17 protein-coding genes are annotated in these 16,763 nt (G+C 62.3%); 7 read left to right on the forward strand and 10 right to left on the reverse strand.

What is annotated here, in order from left to right:
• Positions 1-8: 8 nt before the first annotated feature.
• Positions 9-1,424 (reverse strand): alkaline phosphatase, encoded by a 1,416-nt coding sequence (locus ACSMXM_RS09265; RefSeq protein ID WP_460315667.1) that lies wholly within the window; start codon positions 1,422-1,424, stop codon positions 9-11.
• Positions 1,424-3,538: a TonB-dependent receptor gene (locus tag ACSMXM_RS09270; RefSeq protein WP_460315668.1), complete on the reverse strand. Its 2,115-nt coding sequence runs from the start codon at positions 3,536-3,538 to the stop codon at positions 1,424-1,426. The genes ACSMXM_RS09265 and ACSMXM_RS09270 overlap by 1 nt, the downstream gene beginning before the upstream one ends.
• Before the next feature lie 130 nt (positions 3,539-3,668).
• Here ACSMXM_RS09270 and ACSMXM_RS09275 point away from each other — a divergent pair, with 130 nt between their 5' ends.
• The 5 genes from ACSMXM_RS09275 (at position 3,669) to ACSMXM_RS09295 (ending at position 6,590) form a co-directional block, all read left to right on the forward strand.
• Positions 3,669-3,884: a DUF3072 domain-containing protein gene (locus ACSMXM_RS09275; RefSeq protein WP_460315669.1), complete on the forward strand. Its 216-nt coding sequence runs from the start codon at positions 3,669-3,671 to the stop codon at positions 3,882-3,884.
• 80 nt (positions 3,885-3,964) lie between these two features.
• Positions 3,965-4,570 carry a nicotinate-nucleotide adenylyltransferase gene (locus tag ACSMXM_RS09280; RefSeq protein ID WP_460315670.1) on the forward strand — a complete coding sequence of 202 codons (606 nt, stop codon included), beginning with the start codon at positions 3,965-3,967 and terminating at the stop codon, positions 4,568-4,570.
• A 6-nt stretch (positions 4,571-4,576) separates the two neighbouring features.
• A complete protein-coding gene (rsfS, locus tag ACSMXM_RS09285; protein ID WP_460315671.1) occupies positions 4,577-4,954 on the forward strand; it encodes a ribosome silencing factor in 378 nt (125 codons plus the stop codon).
• Positions 4,955-5,002: 48 nt separating this feature from the next.
• Complete coding sequence (locus ACSMXM_RS09290) at positions 5,003-5,425, forward strand: 23S rRNA (pseudouridine(1915)-N(3))-methyltransferase RlmH (RefSeq protein WP_460315672.1); 423 nt, start codon at positions 5,003-5,005, stop codon at positions 5,423-5,425.
• 334 nt (positions 5,426-5,759) lie between these two features.
• On the forward strand, positions 5,760-6,590 hold the full coding sequence (locus ACSMXM_RS09295; RefSeq protein ID WP_460315673.1) for a murein hydrolase activator EnvC family protein: 831 nt from the start codon (positions 5,760-5,762) through the stop codon (positions 6,588-6,590).
• On the opposite strand, the gene ACSMXM_RS09300 is transcribed toward ACSMXM_RS09295, so the two are convergent.
• On the reverse strand, positions 6,584-7,465 hold the full coding sequence (locus tag ACSMXM_RS09300) for a TraB/GumN family protein (protein WP_460315674.1): 882 nt from the start codon (positions 7,463-7,465) through the stop codon (positions 6,584-6,586). The genes ACSMXM_RS09295 and ACSMXM_RS09300 overlap by 7 nt on opposite strands.
• A 125-nt stretch (positions 7,466-7,590) precedes the next feature.
• Between ACSMXM_RS09300 and ACSMXM_RS09305 the strand changes: the two genes are divergently transcribed.
• The gene (locus ACSMXM_RS09305; RefSeq protein ID WP_460315675.1) at positions 7,591-8,283 is read left to right on the forward strand and encodes a head GIN domain-containing protein; all 693 of its coding nucleotides are present in this window, start codon (positions 7,591-7,593) and stop codon (positions 8,281-8,283) included.
• A gap of 37 nt (positions 8,284-8,320) precedes the next feature.
• Here the strand turns inward: ACSMXM_RS09305 and ACSMXM_RS09310 are convergent, their stop codons facing one another.
• From ACSMXM_RS09310 to cysD, 7 genes are all read right to left on the reverse strand, one after another.
• On the reverse strand, positions 8,321-8,749 hold the full coding sequence (locus ACSMXM_RS09310) for a DUF1489 family protein (RefSeq protein ID WP_460315676.1): 429 nt from the start codon (positions 8,747-8,749) through the stop codon (positions 8,321-8,323).
• A gap of 2 nt (positions 8,750-8,751) precedes the next feature.
• Positions 8,752-9,180, reverse strand: a complete 429-nt coding sequence (locus tag ACSMXM_RS09315) for a response regulator (RefSeq protein WP_460315677.1) — start codon at positions 9,178-9,180, stop codon at positions 8,752-8,754.
• Positions 9,177-10,577 (reverse strand): magnesium transporter, encoded by a 1,401-nt coding sequence (mgtE, locus tag ACSMXM_RS09320; protein ID WP_460315678.1) that lies wholly within the window; start codon positions 10,575-10,577, stop codon positions 9,177-9,179. Before mgtE ends, ACSMXM_RS09315 begins: the two co-directional genes overlap by 4 nt.
• Positions 10,578-10,623: 46 nt before the next feature.
• Positions 10,624-11,373 (reverse strand): exonuclease domain-containing protein, encoded by a 750-nt coding sequence (locus ACSMXM_RS09325; protein ID WP_460316392.1) that lies wholly within the window; start codon positions 11,371-11,373, stop codon positions 10,624-10,626.
• Positions 11,374-11,445: 72 nt separating this feature from the next.
• Complete coding sequence (locus ACSMXM_RS09330; RefSeq protein ID WP_460315679.1) at positions 11,446-12,399, reverse strand: DHH family phosphoesterase; 954 nt, start codon at positions 12,397-12,399, stop codon at positions 11,446-11,448.
• Entirely contained in the window at positions 12,386-14,329 is a 1,944-nt protein-coding gene (cysN, locus tag ACSMXM_RS09335) for a sulfate adenylyltransferase subunit CysN (protein WP_460315680.1), read from the reverse strand. The genes ACSMXM_RS09330 and cysN overlap by 14 nt, the downstream gene beginning before the upstream one ends.
• On the reverse strand, positions 14,329-15,231 hold the full coding sequence (cysD, locus tag ACSMXM_RS09340) for a sulfate adenylyltransferase subunit CysD (RefSeq protein ID WP_460315681.1): 903 nt from the start codon (positions 15,229-15,231) through the stop codon (positions 14,329-14,331). The genes cysN and cysD overlap by 1 nt, the downstream gene beginning before the upstream one ends.
• 122 nt (positions 15,232-15,353) lie before the next feature.
• Between cysD and ribB the strand changes: the two genes are divergently transcribed.
• A complete protein-coding gene (ribB, locus tag ACSMXM_RS09345; protein WP_460316395.1) occupies positions 15,354-16,631 on the forward strand; it encodes a 3,4-dihydroxy-2-butanone-4-phosphate synthase in 1,278 nt (425 codons plus the stop codon).
• Positions 16,632-16,763 lie beyond the last annotated feature (132 nt).

The following is a 16,763-nucleotide window of genomic DNA, read 5'->3' on the forward strand; positions in this document are numbered from 1 at the left end:
CCGCGCGATTAGCGGGAGAGCAGTTCAAGTATCGCGGCACCCATCTCCGGCTGCGTCAAATATCGTCCGCGACCGCGCGCAGTGCCATCGGCGCTGCGCATCTGGTCCACCTCGTCGGCTTCGGTGATGAGGCGATCCGCTCCGGCGCCCCTCGCAAAGAAAGGCACCAACTGCGCGGAATGGGAATTGGACCACCAGCGATAGCCCGGCATTGCGCCCGCTCCGTGCCATTCCAGCGGCTGGAACGGTTCATCGACATCGGGACCGAACAGCAAATGATCATGGTCGGCGGTCACGATCACCAGTGTATTTTCCCATGAAGCCGGGGTGGCAGGGTCGTCCAGCCACGCGGCGACCGCAGCAACGGCTGCGTCGAAATCCTCATATTCTTCAATGGCGCGGCCCAGCATGTTTGCGTGCATCGCCCAGTCGACGGCGCCCCCTTCGATAGACAGGAAGAAGCCGCGCTCCTGGTCCAGATGCGTCATGGCGGCCTCGGCCAGTTCCGTCAGGGACGGCACCGTTGTCAACAGCTTCGCCTCTCCCGGCGCATCGGTTTTCGGGTCGTGCCCTTCAGCCGCAGCGCGCTCCACCTGCATCGCCGCTGCAACCGGTGGCAAGACGATCACGCGATCATCGCCGCCGTAACGGCCCAGATCGTCAATTTCATCGCGGGTCTGGATCAACGTCCACCCGGATGAGCCATCGTTCAACGCCGACCAGCTTTCTGATGACAGCCAGCGGAATCGTTCCGCAGCGGCGGCTCCCTCACCGACCGGCTCTCCATCGGAATCAAAGTTGGGATGACCACCGCCGGCAATGAAGTCGAGCGTCGGCGATTCCAACATTTCTGCTGCTATTTCATGATAATTATTACGGCTGACATTATGCGCGCCGCCGCCAGCAGCCGGCGTGGCGTGGCTGAACGGCACCGTCGTAATGCTGCCAACGCGGCGGCCGGTGGCTTTGGCGGTTTCAGCAGCCGAAAGCTCTGGCGTACCGGAGCCGTCTACGTTCACGGCCCCATTATAGGTGCGCGTGCCCGTTACCATCGCAGACATCGTGTTCGCACTGTCAGGATGGGTGCAGCGATGCCATTCATAGCCCGCAAACCCGGCAGCATAGCCGGTTGCACATTCGGAATCCCCCGACAGGGGACGCACGTCCCATGCCTTTTCGCTGGTATAGACCAGGTCTGGATCCTGCCCCTCCCCCTCCGGTCCGTTCCGGAGGGCATAGGTCGCCAGAGACGCACGCTGCCACTCGCCTCCGTCAGCGAACAGCTTCGCCCCCGTCCACATGCGCGTCGCCGCCAGCATATTATATCCGGCGCCGTCCGCGATCATGACGATCACGTTTTTCGGCTTTTCCTGGGCGGCAACCGGCGTCGCGCACAAAGCGAGGGCGGCAAGCAAGCGAAACATCAGAACTTCCTTCTGGCGCGGAACATCCATGTCATCGGCTTGCCCAGATAGGCGAAGCCTGCGGCGGCGGTGTCGACATATGTCTCGTCGAGACAATTGTCGCATTCGATGGAGACGATCCACCAATCATCATCGGTGCGCAGGGAGATGCCGGCGTTCATGAGCACGCGGCCATCCGCCGTCGTACCGCCGCCCGTATCGAACACCGGACCGGCGGCCACCGCCATGTCGTCGCGATATTCGAACCCGATCGACGGGGTTACGAAGCTTTCCGCCCGCGCGATGTACCAGTCATAGCTGATCTGTCCGTTAGCGGTCAGGTCAGGGGCATAAAGGGGATCCATCCCAACCGGCTGAACGTCATTGCCATCTTCGAAGTCGGCATTCTGCCAGCCCACGGCGCCCGAAAGATTCAATCCCCGGAATGGCGCCGCCCGCATACTGGCCTCGGCCCCGTAATTGGTCATGTCGCGTACCGGGTTGGCGATGTCAAAGCCGCCGAAGCCGGGCAGCGCCCGCACATTCTGAGCATCCAGATAGAAACCTTTCAGGCGGGCCGCCAGCGCGCCGCCGAACAGTCCCGCCTCGACGCCGCCTTCATAGGTCCAATTGGTTTCGGGGCCACGGGGGTTCGCTCCGAATGCACCCGCATCGAGAGAGGATACGCCGCGGCTGGCGCTCGCAAAGATCGCGGCGGCATTCGACAGCGCATAGCGGGCGGAAACAAGCCCCGACCATTCGTCGGCGCCAAAATCCCGGAAACCGGTGCCACTGATGTCCTCGTCGCTGTACCGCAAGCCGGCGGTCAGCTCCAACGGAGTTCCCGTGCCGTAGCTGACGCCAGCACGCAGGGAGCGGCCCTTCACCTTGGTATCGAAGGGTGCATCGGTGAGTCCGAGTATCTGCGGCGCCGCGCCGCCCGCATCGACGAAGAAGTTTCCTACATCGCCGTCTTCATCGCGCTCAAATGCCGCTGCGCCAATGGTTAGTTTAACGCCACTGGCCAGATCGAAGCCCAGCGCCACATCCTGGCTGAACTCGGTCAGGTCCTCATCGGCGACCCGGACCAGTCCGCCGGTCGCCAGACCCCGCTCCGCTGGCAATGCCCCGCCAGACCTTACGGCGCTGCGCCCGTCAGCATAATCGATGGCCGATTCCTGACTCTGATCTACAAAACCGGTCAGCAGGCGCAGTTCGATCCCGTTACCCGTCCACAGGAAATCGGATGTAACAAGAAACGTATCGAGATCATTGCCAAGGCCCCTGCGCGCGCGGTCCCCGGCAAAGCCCAGATCGGCAAAGGCGGCGCCCTGATCCGGCTGGCTAACCCCCAGCCCGGTCGTTGCATAGCGATCGTCGCACCGCTGATCGCAGTCGAAGTTCAGGATATTCAGCGACTCGTCGTGCAGGAACGCAGCGGCCAAATTCCATTCGATATTTGCAGCAGGCGAGAGGCGCATGGCGAGGCGTCCACCATGGCGATCCTCCTGATTCAGGCGGTCGCCGGTGGTCAGATTGTCGACATAACCATCCGTATCCTGATAATAACCCTCCACCGTCAGGCCAAAGACCTCATTGGCGGTAACGGCGTCGATCGCCCCGCGAAGCGCCAGTCGGTCGAATTCACCATAATAGCCCTCGAACCAGCCATGGGTTTCCCGCCCCGGCCGGCGCAGGGCAAATTCTACCGAGCCGTTGGCAGATTGCTGGGCGCCCAGCATCGGCCTGGGTCCGGTCGCCACGGTCGCCTGCTGTATCTGAAACAGGCCCAGATGATTGGCCTCCTGCCGCGTCAGGCGGACCCCGTCGACATAGGTGCCGACATCCCGAAGCCCGCGAACGGTATAGAAATTCCCCGACCCAAATCCCGGCGTCGTCACAGCGACCGCATTCGGTGCATGAGAGACGATTTCCGTTGGCTCCGTCAGATAAAGAACTTCCAGGAGATCCCTGTTCAGGATCACCAGCGAGGCATCGTTCGGCGTACCGGCTGCCTGCATCTGGTCAGGCACCGCGGCAAAGGGATCGGAATCAGCCGGTGCAGGGGCATCCTGCGCGATCACGGGGGCCGCCATTATCGAGGCGAACAGAAGCAGCGAGGCGCGAAATCGCATGGGGAAATCCTGTGGGAAAATACTGTCCCGGCTCCTGTTACTGCCCTGCGAGAGAACGGCAAGTCCTGCGCGGCGGAACAATTCAAGAACAATTTCATTCTTGCCACAGGCTGAACCCAGGAGAAGACCGATGGAAAACGAAGACCCGAAATCCCACCCCACGTCGAATGCCGAAAAGGATCCGGAAACCTGGACCACGGGCGACGAGGAAATGACCGGCGCACAAGCAAGCTATCTGAAGACCCTGTCAGAAGAGGCGGGGGTCGAATTCGACGCCACGTTGTCGAAGGCGGACGCGTCGCTGCGCATCGACGAACTGCAGGAGAAAACCGGGCGCGGAAGCTGAAGAGGATCGCTGATCCGGCACGGTGAGCGTCGACCATCTGCGGGAATGACGCTGCACGCGAGCAGTGCTAGGGCCGCACCATGAGCCGAATCGGCATCCTCGGCGGGTCCTTCAACCCCGCGCATGTCGGCCACCGACATATCAGCCTTCAGGCGCTGAAGCGTCTGCAACTGGATGAGATATGGTGGCTGGTCAGCCCGCAGAACCCGCTGAAGAATCGTGCGGAAATGGCGCCCTTGTCCGTGCGGTATGCCTCCGCCCGCCGCATTGCACGGGGGGCACCCATCCGCGTGACCACGCTGGAGACGGAACTGGGCACACGATATTCCGTCGATACGGCGAAGGCATTGCGCCAAAGGTACAGGCGTCGGCACCGCTTCATATGGCTGATCGGCAGCGACAATCTGGTCGAACTGCACCGCTGGCGCGACTGGCGTTCACTGGCACGCACGCTGCCGATTGCGGTAATGGCCCGCCCCGCCTATCTTGGGGCGGCCCGCCGCGCCCGTGCGATGGGCTGGCTGCGGAGGTTCGTCAAATCCGAATCCCGTGCCAAAACCTGGACCGAGTGGAGCCTTCCCGCGATCGTGTTTCTGAATATCCCGACCGATCCGACCTCTGCCACGGCCTTGCGTGCGACCGATCCCGATTGGGCGGCGCGCCACCTTCCCACCGAAAAGGACTGACCCGACTTGCCCGACGCCGCTTCCGACGCCCTTCATGATCTCGTCCTCAGCAGCCTGGATGACGACAAGGCGCAGGATATCGTCGATATCCCGCTCGCTGGAAAATCGGAAATTGCCGATCACATGATCATCGCCTCTGGCCGCTCTACGCGGCAGGTCGCGGCGATGGCGCAAAAACTGTCCGAACGCATCAAGAAGGACACTGGCAATCCTGTCCGCATAGAGGGGCTGCCCGCCGCCGACTGGGTATTGGTCGATGCGGGCGACATTGTCGTCCACTTGTTCCGGCCAGAGGTTCGCAGCTTCTATAATCTGGAAAAGATGTGGGGCATGGATGCAGCGCCTGATGGCGCGAGCCCCAGCGAACGTACTATCGGAGAATAGCCGCCGCCCGACCTCAGCAGGACCAGAAGGCGTGGGCAGGAACACTATATGCGCCTTCACATCATCGCTCGTGGAAAGATCGGCCGTAGCGCGGAAGCCGAACTGGTCGCCCGCTATTCAAAGCGCGTGCGCCCCCCGCTGCTCCTGACCGAGCTTCCCGAGACGGGCGGAAAGTTTCCCGAGCCGCCCGCGCCCTTCGTGACCGTTGTTCTGGATGAGCGGGGCAAGGATCTGTCATCGACAGAGTTGGCGTCCCGCATCGGCACCTGGCGAGACGATGGAATGCGGGAGGCGAGGTTCCTGATCGGTGCCGCAGACGGCCACGACCGGGGGACGCGCGCCTCTGCGGACCTGCTGCTTGCGTTCGGCAGTGCGACCTGGCCGCATCTTTTGTTGCGGGCGATGCTTGCCGAACAGCTCTACCGCGCCGAAATGATCCTTTCCGGCCACCCCTATCACCGCGAAGGATAGCGCCATCCGCGCAGCATTTTCCCTCATCGCCCTGCTGACCGCCTTTGCCGTCGACCCCGCCCTGGCGCAGGACGCGGAGCAGGCCGAGCGCCGCGCGCTGCAGGCGGACGAGGAGGCGCGGGAGCTAACCCGGCGTGCCGAAGACAAGGCAGCGGAAGCGGCAGAAGCGCGGGCGCGTCGCACGAATCTCGCCGTTCAAGTACAGGCATCGGAACGCGCCGCCACCCGCATAGAGCGTCGCATCGAGCTGCTGGAGCGCCGCCGCAAGACCGAGCTGGCTGCCCTGTCGGAAAAACAGGCGGAGGTTGCGCGCCTGCTTGCCGCCCTGCAGAGCATGTCGCGCCGACCCGCCGCAGCGGCACTGCTGGCGCCGGGCGATGCGGTGGAGACGGCAAGAGTTGCCGCCCTGATAGATGCCGTGCGGCCCGAACTCGCCGCGCGCACGCGTGAACTGAACGATCAACTGACCCGCACCCGGAAACTGCGCGAGGCCGCCGATGCCCGCCGCCAGGAACTAGCGCAGGTGAAGAAGACGCTGGACACCCGCATTGCGGCACTGGACCGGGCGGAAGCGGCACTGCGGGCGGAAGGGTTGGACATTGGCGCAGAGGCGCGCGCGGCACGGCAACGCACGCGGGAGCTCGCCGCCCGCGCCGTGGACCTGCAGGGTCTGACGACCGCCATTGGAGAGGGGGAGGCGCGCCGCCCCGGGCGTCGGCTGCGTTCCTATCGTCCCAGCGCAGCGGAAATCGCCGAATTGGCCTATCGTCCCCCGGCGACGGGGCGGATTGTCAGAGCCTTTGGTTTGCCGAACGAAGCCGGCGTTCTGGAGAGGGGCACCCGCGTTGCGGCACGCGCCAATGCCGTCATAACTTCGCCCGCCCCCGGCATAATTGCCTATGCGGGCGATTTTCGCGGATATGGCGAGATCGTCATTATCGAGCACCCGAGGCAAATGCTGAGCGTTCTTTCCGGTCTGCAACGCACCGGCGTGGCCGTGGGCCAGCGCGTCGAGCGGGGAACGCCTGTCGGGCGCGCCGCCGATGATGGCGAGGTATATGTTGAACTGCGACGCGCCGGCACGCCCGTCGATCCGATGCTGTATGTCAGGCGCCAGGCGGGGGGTGGAACCGACGGAAGGGCAGCAGCTTCACCAGATCAATAATCCACGCGAACCGTGTCTATCCCCAGCGTTTTTAGCTGCGCCTGCACACTGTCCTCGCCGCCCAGATGGCCAGCCCCCACGGCGACGAAGACCGTTCCCGGCGTTTCCAGCCGGTCCTGAATCCATGCCGCCCAGTTCGCATTGCGCTGGGTGAGCAAGCGCCTGCGCAGGTCGGGATTGGCCTGCAGCCCTTCGTTCATCAGACCGCTCAGCGTCTTCATATCGCCTGCGTTCCAGGCCGCTACCATTTCGGCGATGAACGTCTCCGCATTGGCCAGTTCCTCTATCCCTTCCTGCAGGAAGGCGATCTGCGCCCCCTCCGGCATGGTATCGAACAGATCCAGTTGCCACTCGAAATCCTCAAGCCCCGAGACAGGCTTGCCCGTTTCCGCCGCCGCCCTTTTCAGCAATTCCTCGGCGCCGGATTCCGGCCGCAAGCCCAGCCGCTGATATTGCAGCTGCACCAGCGTCAGCGCCGCCATCCAGGGGTCCATCGGCTCCACTGCCGCCACCGGAATACCGCCGCGCGACAATTCCGCCGTAAGTGCGGCCATCGTGGTGGCCGGCAGGGTTTCCGACAAGGTCGGCCCCTCCAGGTCGATGGCCTTTTCAAGAACGATCTGCTGAGACGTCGCCGCGTCTGGTTCGACCGTTTCCAGCACCAGTTCCGACGACTCATCGAAGGCGTCGCGTATGGCTTCGTCGAACCAGCTGGATTTGCCATCCAGCATGTGGATCGTGCCGAACAGCCAGATCGTCGTATCGTCATCCGCCACCCTGAACAGGGCGGGATCGGCGTCGGACATGGGCGACGTCTGCGCATTCGCGGACGCCGCCAGCAGACAGGCGGAAAGGACGGCAAGAATCCGGGCCATAGAGGCAGTCTCCTAAAAAAACTCGGCTGCTTTGTGCCGCGTAAACCCTTTCGGGGACATGAAGCCGGCTTGACCAAATATTTCACACACTGTATTACTTCACCAATACAGATGGAGGTGGGTTTATGAGGACGATGATCGCACTAGGCGCTTTGGTCGCCGGTATCGCCATGCCAGCATCAGCCGCAGAGAAGAGCTGGATGATCGGCAATTTCGAGGCTGTCGATGTGGGCGGAAGTTTCGATGTCGACGTCGTAACCGGCCGCGCCCAGGGCGTCGTTGCAACCGGTCCGCAGAACGAACTCGACAAGATGCAGGTCGACGTTTCCAGTGGTACGCTGAAGCTGCGCAGCCGCAAGGATGATAAATGGTTCAGCTGGTCAGATGGCGGCGACCGGGTGCAGGTCCGGGTAACGGTGCCACGCCTCAGCAAGGCTCGGCTGAGCGGATCGGGCGACGTGATTGTTGACGAGATGACGGGAACCGACGTTTCGCTGGCGCTCAGCGGTTCCGGGAATTTGAAGGTCGGGGCTGTACGTAGCGAGAATCTGGCTCTTTTCGCGTCAGGATCGGGCGACATCGGCGCCGCAGGCGAATGCCGCAGCGGCGATTATTCCGTCACGGGCAGTGGCAAGATTTCGGCTGCGGATCTCGCCTGCCGCGATCTCGCTGCAAAGGTTACCGGGTCGGGCGACATCCTTGCCTCCGCCAGCCGCACCGCGAAGGCGAACATCATGGGCTCGGGCGACATTTCGATCACGGGCGGGGCCGATTGCGAGACCCGCGTCCTGGGTTCCGGCGACGTCCGCTGCAATTAATGGCGCAGTGGGCGATCAAATAGGTCTGATCCACCTTTTAGATCAGGCCAAGGCGCGACAGGGTCTGCGCCATCTTGACCGGCATGTCGCCCAGATCCGCCTCGCCTCCTCCCAAATCGGGTGGGGCATCCTCCGGCTTCAGATAGCGCCAGCCCTGATGGGCGCGCTTGCGGCGCGGCGCGACAGGGATCATGTCTGGTGCCAGCCAGATGCGCCAGCCGGGCTTACCCTTCCAGGTCGCCTGCTCGAACCCGCGGATTTCCTGCCGCACCGTGATGACGTGCTTGATGATCCAGTAAAGCGAACCGCCGATCAATCGCTCATAATCCTTGGGACGATAGCGCGTATAGATGGAGCAGGCCGCACGTCCTTCGAATTCGTGCGTGCGACCACGATTGCGCGTTTCCAGGGCGCCGACGCTCGCCACGCCGACTGCCGTCTTGGTCAGGTTCAGCAGGTCGTCCATGATCAGGCCGGGGCTTGCCAGACGCCCCCGAGATCGGCGGACGCAGGATGCGCCAAATCGCCGAACGGCGTTTCGATCCAATAGGCCAACCGCTCCTGAAAGCCTTGGAAGCCGACGTTCTTCAGCAGCACATCGTCGATGATACCGCGCTCGTCCACCGCCCTCGCCGCTACCGCCTCGTCAGCGGTCAACAGGATGATCGGGAAGCGTTTCAGTCCTTGCGCAAAAACCCGCTCCGCCAGCGCATCTCCGGACATATCCGGCATATTGAGGTCCGTAACAAGCAGCGCCGGGGGGTCTGCGAGGACCGCCGCAAAAGCCTCCTCGCCCGTGGTGGCAAAACACGGCGCATAGCCCGCCGCACGCACGGCAAGGCCGAACAGCCGGATCACGAGCGGCTCGTCATCGGCAAGCAGGACACTCTTCGTCACAGCAGCAGCAGGCTCGCAAGACCCAGGAACAGGAAAAAGCCCATCACGTCCGTCGTCATGGTCACGAACACCGAAGAACTGATCGCCGGGTCGATATCCATACGGTCGAGCGTGACCGGCACCAGAACCCCCGCCAATCCCGCGAGGATAATGTTGCCCAGCATCGCAACGGCAATCACTCCGCCCAGCGCCGGGTCGGAGAAGAACAGCCACGCGCCGATGCCGGTCAGCGCGGCCACGGCCAGACCATTGATGACGGCGACGCGGATTTCCTTCACGATGGTACGGCGCGTATTCGCCTGGGTCAGTTCGTCGGTCGCCAGTGCACGCACGGTCACCGCCATGGTCTGGGTTGCCGCATTGCCCCCCAGGCTGGCGACAATCGGCATCAGGATCGCCAAGGCGACCATGGCCTCGATGGTGCCCGCGAACAGGCCGATGATCAGGCTGGCGAGCGCCGCCGTTCCCAGGTTGATGACCAGCCAACGCAGCCGCTGCCGCACGATATCGCGCGTGCGTTCGTTAATGCCGCCCTCTTCTGCACCGCTCAGCTTGCGGAAATCCTCATCCGCCTCCAGCCGCACGATGTCGACGATATCGTCAACGGTGATGACCCCCACCAACCGCTCCGACGCGTCGACGACGGCGGCGGAAACAAGGTTATATTTCTGAAAGCGGAGCGCGACCTCCTCCTGGTCCATCTCGACCGGGATCAGCGTCTGTTCCGCCTCCATTATGTCGGTGACACCCATGTCGCGTGGGCTACGCAGAACGCGCGACAACATGATGGTCCCCACCGGATGATGGCGCATGTCGGTTACGAAGACTTCATAGAAATCCTCTGGCAGATCCTCGTCGCTGCCGCCGCGCAGATAATCGATCACGTCGCCGACGCGCCAATGTTCCGGCACCGCGATCAGGTCGCGCTGCATCAGGCGGCCGGCGGATTCCTCCGGATAGCCCAGCGCCTCCTCGATGGCGGCGCGATCGTCCGGCTGCATTTCGCGCAGGACCGCTCGCTGGTCCTCATGGTCCAGATCCTCGACGATGGCGACCGCATCATCGGTGTCGAGTTCGCCCAGCACCTCCGCCATGCGCTCATGCGACAACAGGTCGATCAGGTCCTCGCGAACCGTCTCGTCCATTTCCGCGATGATTTCCGGGTCAAGCTTATCGCCCAGTGCGGCCGCCAGCGGTGCACGGTCGGCAGGTGGCATCTGCTCGATCAGGTCGGCGATATCCGCATTATGGAGCGGCTCGACCATCTCCTGGATCAAGGCCTCGTCCCCGGCCTCCAGCGCTTCACCGATGCTGTCGACGAAGCTGCCCTTCAGCTGACCGTCTTCGAGCGCGTCCTGGCGGGCGGGATCGGTCACGGTTTCGGGGGTGGCGGTCATGAACCGGCTTATAGCGAAGCCTATGGGCGGCGCTAGGATGTTGCCGCTAGAACAGGTTTCCCTGCCAGGTCTGGGGCTTTACCGGCTCCCCTTCTCCCCGGCGCTCCAGCTCAACCCCCGCAGTGTAGCGAACATCCTCGTTACGGTCGCCCCGCAGGCTGCGCAGCACTTCGGTCGACAGGTCGCCAAAGGGCATGCCGCGATGGTCGCCATATTGCATGCGCGGCAACAGACCGGGCAATTTGGTCCATTCAATCAATTGTTCCGCACTGACCATCGCCAGCATGTCACGGACATGGTGGGCGGTGACATAGGCATCCGGAAAGGCACGGTGCACCGGCAGACCCCGCTCCCGCACCAGCCCCTCCGGCATCCGCCAATAGCGCAGCATCTGGTTTGAAAATCCCGGCGCATCCGGCCACAGGCGCAGCGCGCATTTCCACGTGCAGATCCAGTCGGCGCTGCGGGTCAGCGCCGGCGTACAGAATTTCTGCTCGAAACTCGCCCGGTGCGCGACCAGCGCCACGAAACCACCGTCGCGCTGCAGCACGTCGGGTGCGGCGTCCGTCCAGCGCGGTGCGCCTGCGACATCCGCGTCGATAATATGATGCACTGCTTGAGTGACAACGGGAATGGGCCGTTCCGGATCGACCAGAAATGATCCGCCGGTACCGTCGATCTGCCAGACATCGTCGGCATCCTGACACAAATCCTGCCAGCCGATTTCGCAGACGCCGTGTGCAGGCGGTGCAGAGCCTGTGGTTTCCAGGTCGACGGTACGGATGATGCCGCTCATGCGGCTGACATGGGGCGCCAGACCCGTTTGCACAATCGCTCCCGCAGGCTGAAACCGCCGTCGGACCGGGGTTTAGAAGGCTGCGCGGAAGGCGTCGACAAAGCGTGTCAGCTCTTCATGCGGCAGGTGATTGATGCCCGCCGCACCCGCGCGACCGCCGCCCGTTTCGAAACCGAGGCAGAGCCGGTCGGCCCCCTCGCGCCGGGTGACAGGCGCGCGGACGCTGACCAGATAACCACCTTCCTTGGCAGTCAGTATGGCGTGGGCCCGTTCCGGATGATCCTGTGCGATCGCATTGCCGTAAACGCCCGATACGCGTCGCGACGCCGCTTCGTCCGGCAGTTCCAGCACCAGACCGCGGGGCGTTTCGTCGACGATGCGCCCGTCGGCGGCGCGCGCCATGTCGTCTTCATAGCCCCGATCCAGCGCGCTGAAGACATCGCGCTCCTCCGCCATGAAATCGAAGGGGGAATCGTGCCGCGCGCAATTCAGGTAGAGCGCATCCGGCGCGAAATGCAGGTCGGCCACCTGCGCACCATAGCCATTATAATTGATCAGGGTCCCCAGCCGCTCCAGCCGTGCCGTTTCGTCCGCACCCAACCCCGCCTCTTCACACAGCCGTGCGGCGACTTGCGGCAGACTATCGCCAAAGGCCGCGGTGATGGCCCATAGATGATATGCGCCGCCCAAATGCCGGTCGACGATCAGCGACGTACACATTGTTGCATCGGTGTCGATCAGGGCCGTCAGCCGCTCGTGCGCCGGCACCTCCCCCGGATTATGATGATCGGCATAGAAGATTTCGGCACCTGCGCGCAGATTGTCCTGCAGCGCATCGACATTGTTGCGCATGCTGACATCAAGAACGGTGATCCTGTCACCCGCCGTCGCCTTCACGCGCTGCAGCAACGAGACATCGCGTTTGACGCCCGTCACCAATGTCGCATCGCGCGGCTCTGCCCGCCTCAGCTGAACCAGCGCGCAGATGCCGTCCGCATCGCCATTGAAAACATCATAATCCGCCATGGAAAACCGGTCCCCCCAACAATCCTTTTTCATCCAGATAATCGACGATCATCTGCGCGGCATCCTCCGCCGACATCTTCACCGTATTAACGCTGATTTCCGGGTTCAGCGGCGCCTCATAGGCGCTGTCGATCCCGGTGAAGTTCTTGATCTCGCCTGCGCGCGCCTTGGCGTAAAGACCTTTTACGTCCCGCGCCTCCGCCACCTCCAGCGGGGTGTCGACGTAAATCTCTATGAACTCGCCCTCGTCCATCATGCTGCGCGCGATCTGACGCTCTGACCGGAAGGGGGAAATGAACGACACCAGAGCGATCAGGCCGGCGTCCGCCATCAGCTTCGCCGCCTCCGAAACGCGGCGGATATTTTCCACCCGGTCCGCGTCGGTAAAGCCCAGATCCTTGTTCAGGCCATGGCGCACATTGTCACCATCCAGAACATAGGTATGGCGACCCAGATCATAGAGTCGCTTTTCCACAAGATTTGCGATGGTGGACTTTCCAGAGCCGGAAAGCCCGGTAAACCATAGCACGGCGGGGCGCTGCAGTTTCTGCGCTGCCCGCTCTTCGCGCCCCACATGCAGATCCTGCCAGACGACATTCGCGGCACGACGCAACGAGTGGTCCAGCATTCCCGCGCCCACTGTCTCATTCGTTTGCCGGTCTATCAGAATGAAGCTGCCGGTACGCCGATTGGCTGCATAGGGATCGAACGCAATCGGCTGCGCCAGGGCGAGGTTCACCTCCCCCACCTCGTTCAGGCCCAGAACCTTTGCCGCTGCCTCACTGAAGTCATTGACGTCTATGGTATGCTTCAGGGCGCTGATCGACGCCCCCACTGCCTTGTTGCCGGTCTTCAGGCGATATTGCCTGCCCGGTAGCATCGCCTGCTCCGACATCCATAACAGCTTTGCCTGGAACTGATCCGACTGTTCGGCGGGATGGTCCTTGTCGCAGATAATGTCGCCACGGCTGGAATCGATTTCGTCCTCCAGCACGAGCGTAATCGCCTGATGCCGGACCGCCCGATCCAGATTTCCATCGTAGGTCGAAATCGCTTTCACGCGGCTGCGCTTGCCCGACGGAATGGTGATGATCTCGTCACCCGGGGAGATGCTGCCGGACGCGACCGTCCCCGAAAAACCGCGAAAATCGAGGTTCGGACGGTTTACCCACTGGACGGGCAGGCGAAAGGGCGCATCCTCGCCGCCTTCGGATATGTCGACCCTCTCCAGATAATGCAGCAGCGAGGGGCCGTGATACCACGACATGTGGCTGCTGGGTTCCGATACATTATCCCCGGTCAGGGCGCTCATCGGGATGCAACTGATATCCGCAAAGCCAAGATCGCCGGAAAATTCGCGAAAGCCGGATTCGATTTCCTGCAGCCGCTGTTCGGACCAGTCGACCAGGTCCATCTTGTTGACCGCGACCGCGACATGGCGGATTCCCAGCAGGGACGCGATAAAGGCATGGCGCCGCGTCTGTGTCTGAATGCCATAACGCGCGTCGATCAGTATGACGGCGACGTCGGCGGTCGACGCCCCCGTCGCCATATTGCGGGTATATTGTTCATGGCCGGGCGTGTCCGCGACGATGAACTTGCGTTTCTCCGTTGAGAAGAAGCGATAGGCAACGTCAATGGTGATACCCTGCTCACGCTCCGCGGCCAGGCCATCGACCAGCAGGGCCAGATCGGGCGCATCACCCGTTGTGCCGACACGCTTCGAATCCCGTTCGACGGCCGCAAGCTGATCCTCGTAGATCATCTTGGTGTCGTAAAGCAGCCGGCCGATCAGCGTCGATTTACCGTCATCCACGCTGCCGCAGGTCAGGAACCGCAGCAGGCTCTTATTCTCATGCGTATCGAGATAGCCGAGAATATCATCGGCGATCTGCGCATCAGGGCGGAATGAGGACTCCCGATCCGTCATCAGAAATACCCCTCCGCCTTCTTATCTTCCATACTGGCGCCGGCATCGGAATCGATGACCCGGCCCTGCCGTTCGGACGTGGTGGTCAGCAACATTTCCTGAATGACTTCCGGCAGCGTCGCCGCCTCGCTTTCGACCGCTCCGGTCAGCGGATAGCAGCCGAGGGTGCGAAAGCGCACCATGCGGTGCTCGGGAACCTCTCCAGGCTCCAGCGGCATGCGATCATCGTCGACCATGATCAGTGTGCCGTCACGGCGCACAACTGGCCGTTCTGCCGCCAGATAGAGCGACGGCAGCGGGATGTTTTCCTTGTAGATATATTGCCAGATATCCAGCTCGGTCCAGTTGGAGAGCGGAAAGACACGCATGCTCTCTCGCTTCGCCACCTGCGTATTATAGATATTCCACAATTCCGGCCGCTGATTCTTGGGATCCCAGCGATGCTGGGCAGAGCGGAAAGAAAAGACACGCTCCTTTGCCCGCGATTTTTCTTCATCGCGGCGGGCGCCGCCAAACGCCGCATCGAACCCATATTTATCGAGCGCCTGCTTCAGCGCCTGCGTCTTCATCACGTCGGTATGCACGGCGGATCCGTGGGTGAACGGACCGACCCCATCGTGCAGCCTTTCGGGATTCTGCCACACGATCAGATCCAGGCCCAGGCGTTCCGCCTCGGCATCGCGAAAGCGGATCATCTCCTGAAACTTCCAACCCGTATCGACGTGCATCAGGGGAAATGGCGGGCGCGATGGATGAAACGCCTTCATCGCCAGGTGCAACATGACGGCGGAATCCTTGCCTACCGAATATAGCATGACCGGCTTCTCGCAGGTCGCGGCAACCTCTCGCATGATGTGAATGCTTTCGGCCTCGAGCCGATCCAGGTGGGTTAGATTGGTCATGCCGCGCCGCTTAGGAGGCTATGTCCAGGCCGACGAACAGGAAAAGCTTTTTACCGCTAAATCACATTGTGATGTTATAATTTCCGATTGATGATCCTATTGCGATGTGACACATGGCAGCAATGGATACTGATCTGATAGAACGCGCCCGCGACCTCGTCGCAAGCGGCCGCATGACGAAATCAGGCCTTGCCCGCGCGGCCGGCCTGCATGCCAACACCCTGCGCGATATGAACGCGCCGGAATGGAACCCCACCAGCGACACATTGAAGAAGCTGCAGCGCGTCCTGGACGCCGGCACGGCAACAAGCACGCTGGTGCCGATCGAGGAGATTATCGAAGAGGCCAGGAACGGCCGGATGTATATTCTCGTCGATGACGAGGATCGCGAAAATGAAGGCGACCTCGTGATCCCAGCGCAAATGGCTACCCCGCAAGCGATCAACTTCATGGCCACGCACGGCAAGGGGCTGATCTGCCTGAGTCTGACGAAGGAACGGACCGAGGCGATGGGGCTGCAGCTAATGGCGCGCGCCAATGGGACGCGGCATGAAACGGCGTTCACGACGTCGATCGAGGCGGCCGAAGGAGTGACCACCGGCATTTCCGCTGCCGATCGCGCCCGCACCATCTCCGTCGCAATCAACTCGCAGAATCCCGCTGAGGACATCGTTACCCCCGGACATGTTTTCCCGTTGATCGCGCGAGAGGGCGGCGTGCTGGTCCGTGCCGGACATACAGAGGCAGCAGTGGATATTTCGCGGCTGGCGGGCCTCAACCCTTCGGGCGTGATTTGCGAGATCATGAGGGCCGACGGCGACATGGCGCGCATGGACGATCTGATGGAATTCGCGCGGGAACACCGCCTGAAAATAGGCACCATCCGCGACCTGATCGAGTTCCGGCGTCGCAACGATCATCTGGTCGACTGTATCGCAGAGGCAGACTTCACCTCTGACTATGGCGGTGACTGGCGTCTGCTGACCTATCTGAACCGCGTGGACGGCACACAGCATTTGGTGCTGCAAAAGGGGCGTGTCCACGGGGGCGGCCCCACCTTGGTACGCATGCACGCGCTCAGCCTCTATTCGGATACGCTTGGCCTGCCAGGCAGCCGCAAACGGCTATTGCAGCGGTCAATGCAGCAGATGGCGGGGGAAAATTCGGCAATCATCGTCGTTCTGATGCCGGCCGTCGCCCAAGGACTGGCCAGCATGACGAAGCGCGAAAAGGGGTCAGGGGACGAGGATCTTCGCGATTACGGCATCGGCGCGCAGATACTTGCAGATCTGGGCGTCAGCGAAATGACGCTGATGACGACGAGTCACAAGAATATCGTCGGGCTGGACGGATATGGCATAGAAATTGTTGGTGAGCGCCTCATCGCCGAAGAGGATTAAGTTCTCCCAACGCGGCCCCGGCCCCAGTGGCCCGTCAGCAGATACCATCCAGCCACAGATGAAGACGCTATCTCCGCCAAAACGGTGATCCGGCAGGCTGAGATGGCGTCACATGCCTATCCAAGTAGAAAA

The organism is Pacificimonas sp. ICDLI1SI03, assembly GCF_054740865.1.

What these genes read in the sequence shown, in the direction of transcription:
- ACSMXM_RS09290 (WP_460315672.1), top strand. Translation starts at nt 5,003, where the DNA reads ATGCGCCTTCACATCATCGCTCGTGGAAAGATCGGCCGTAGCGCGGAA.
- ribB (WP_460316395.1), top strand. Translation starts at nt 15,354, where the DNA reads ATGGATACTGATCTGATAGAACGCGCCCGCGACCTCGTCGCAAGCGGC.
- ACSMXM_RS09280 (WP_460315670.1), top strand. Translation starts at nt 3,965, where the DNA reads ATGAGCCGAATCGGCATCCTCGGCGGGTCCTTCAACCCCGCGCATGTC.
- cysD (WP_460315681.1), bottom strand. Translation starts at nt 15,231, where the DNA reads ATGACCAATCTAACCCACCTGGATCGGCTCGAGGCCGAAAGCATTCAC.
- ACSMXM_RS09275 (WP_460315669.1), top strand. Translation starts at nt 3,669, where the DNA reads ATGGAAAACGAAGACCCGAAATCCCACCCCACGTCGAATGCCGAAAAG.
- ACSMXM_RS09270 (WP_460315668.1), bottom strand. Translation starts at nt 3,538, where the DNA reads ATGCGATTTCGCGCCTCGCTGCTTCTGTTCGCCTCGATAATGGCGGCC.
- ACSMXM_RS09330 (WP_460315679.1), bottom strand. Translation starts at nt 12,399, where the DNA reads ATGGCGGATTATGATGTTTTCAATGGCGATGCGGACGGCATCTGCGCG.
- ACSMXM_RS09295 (WP_460315673.1), top strand. Translation starts at nt 5,760, where the DNA reads ATGTCGCGCCGACCCGCCGCAGCGGCACTGCTGGCGCCGGGCGATGCG.
- ACSMXM_RS09325 (WP_460316392.1), bottom strand. Translation starts at nt 11,373, where the DNA reads ATGAGCGGCATCATCCGTACCGTCGACCTGGAAACCACAGGCTCTGCA.
- mgtE (WP_460315678.1), bottom strand. Translation starts at nt 10,577, where the DNA reads ATGACCGCCACCCCCGAAACCGTGACCGATCCCGCCCGCCAGGACGCG.
- ACSMXM_RS09310 (WP_460315676.1), bottom strand. Translation starts at nt 8,749, where the DNA reads ATGGACGACCTGCTGAACCTGACCAAGACGGCAGTCGGCGTGGCGAGC.
- ACSMXM_RS09265 (WP_460315667.1), bottom strand. Translation starts at nt 1,424, where the DNA reads ATGTTTCGCTTGCTTGCCGCCCTCGCTTTGTGCGCGACGCCGGTTGCC.
- ACSMXM_RS09300 (WP_460315674.1), bottom strand. Translation starts at nt 7,465, where the DNA reads ATGGCCCGGATTCTTGCCGTCCTTTCCGCCTGTCTGCTGGCGGCGTCC.
- cysN (WP_460315680.1), bottom strand. Translation starts at nt 14,329, where the DNA reads ATGACGGATCGGGAGTCCTCATTCCGCCCTGATGCGCAGATCGCCGAT.
- ACSMXM_RS09305 (WP_460315675.1), top strand. Translation starts at nt 7,591, where the DNA reads ATGAGGACGATGATCGCACTAGGCGCTTTGGTCGCCGGTATCGCCATG.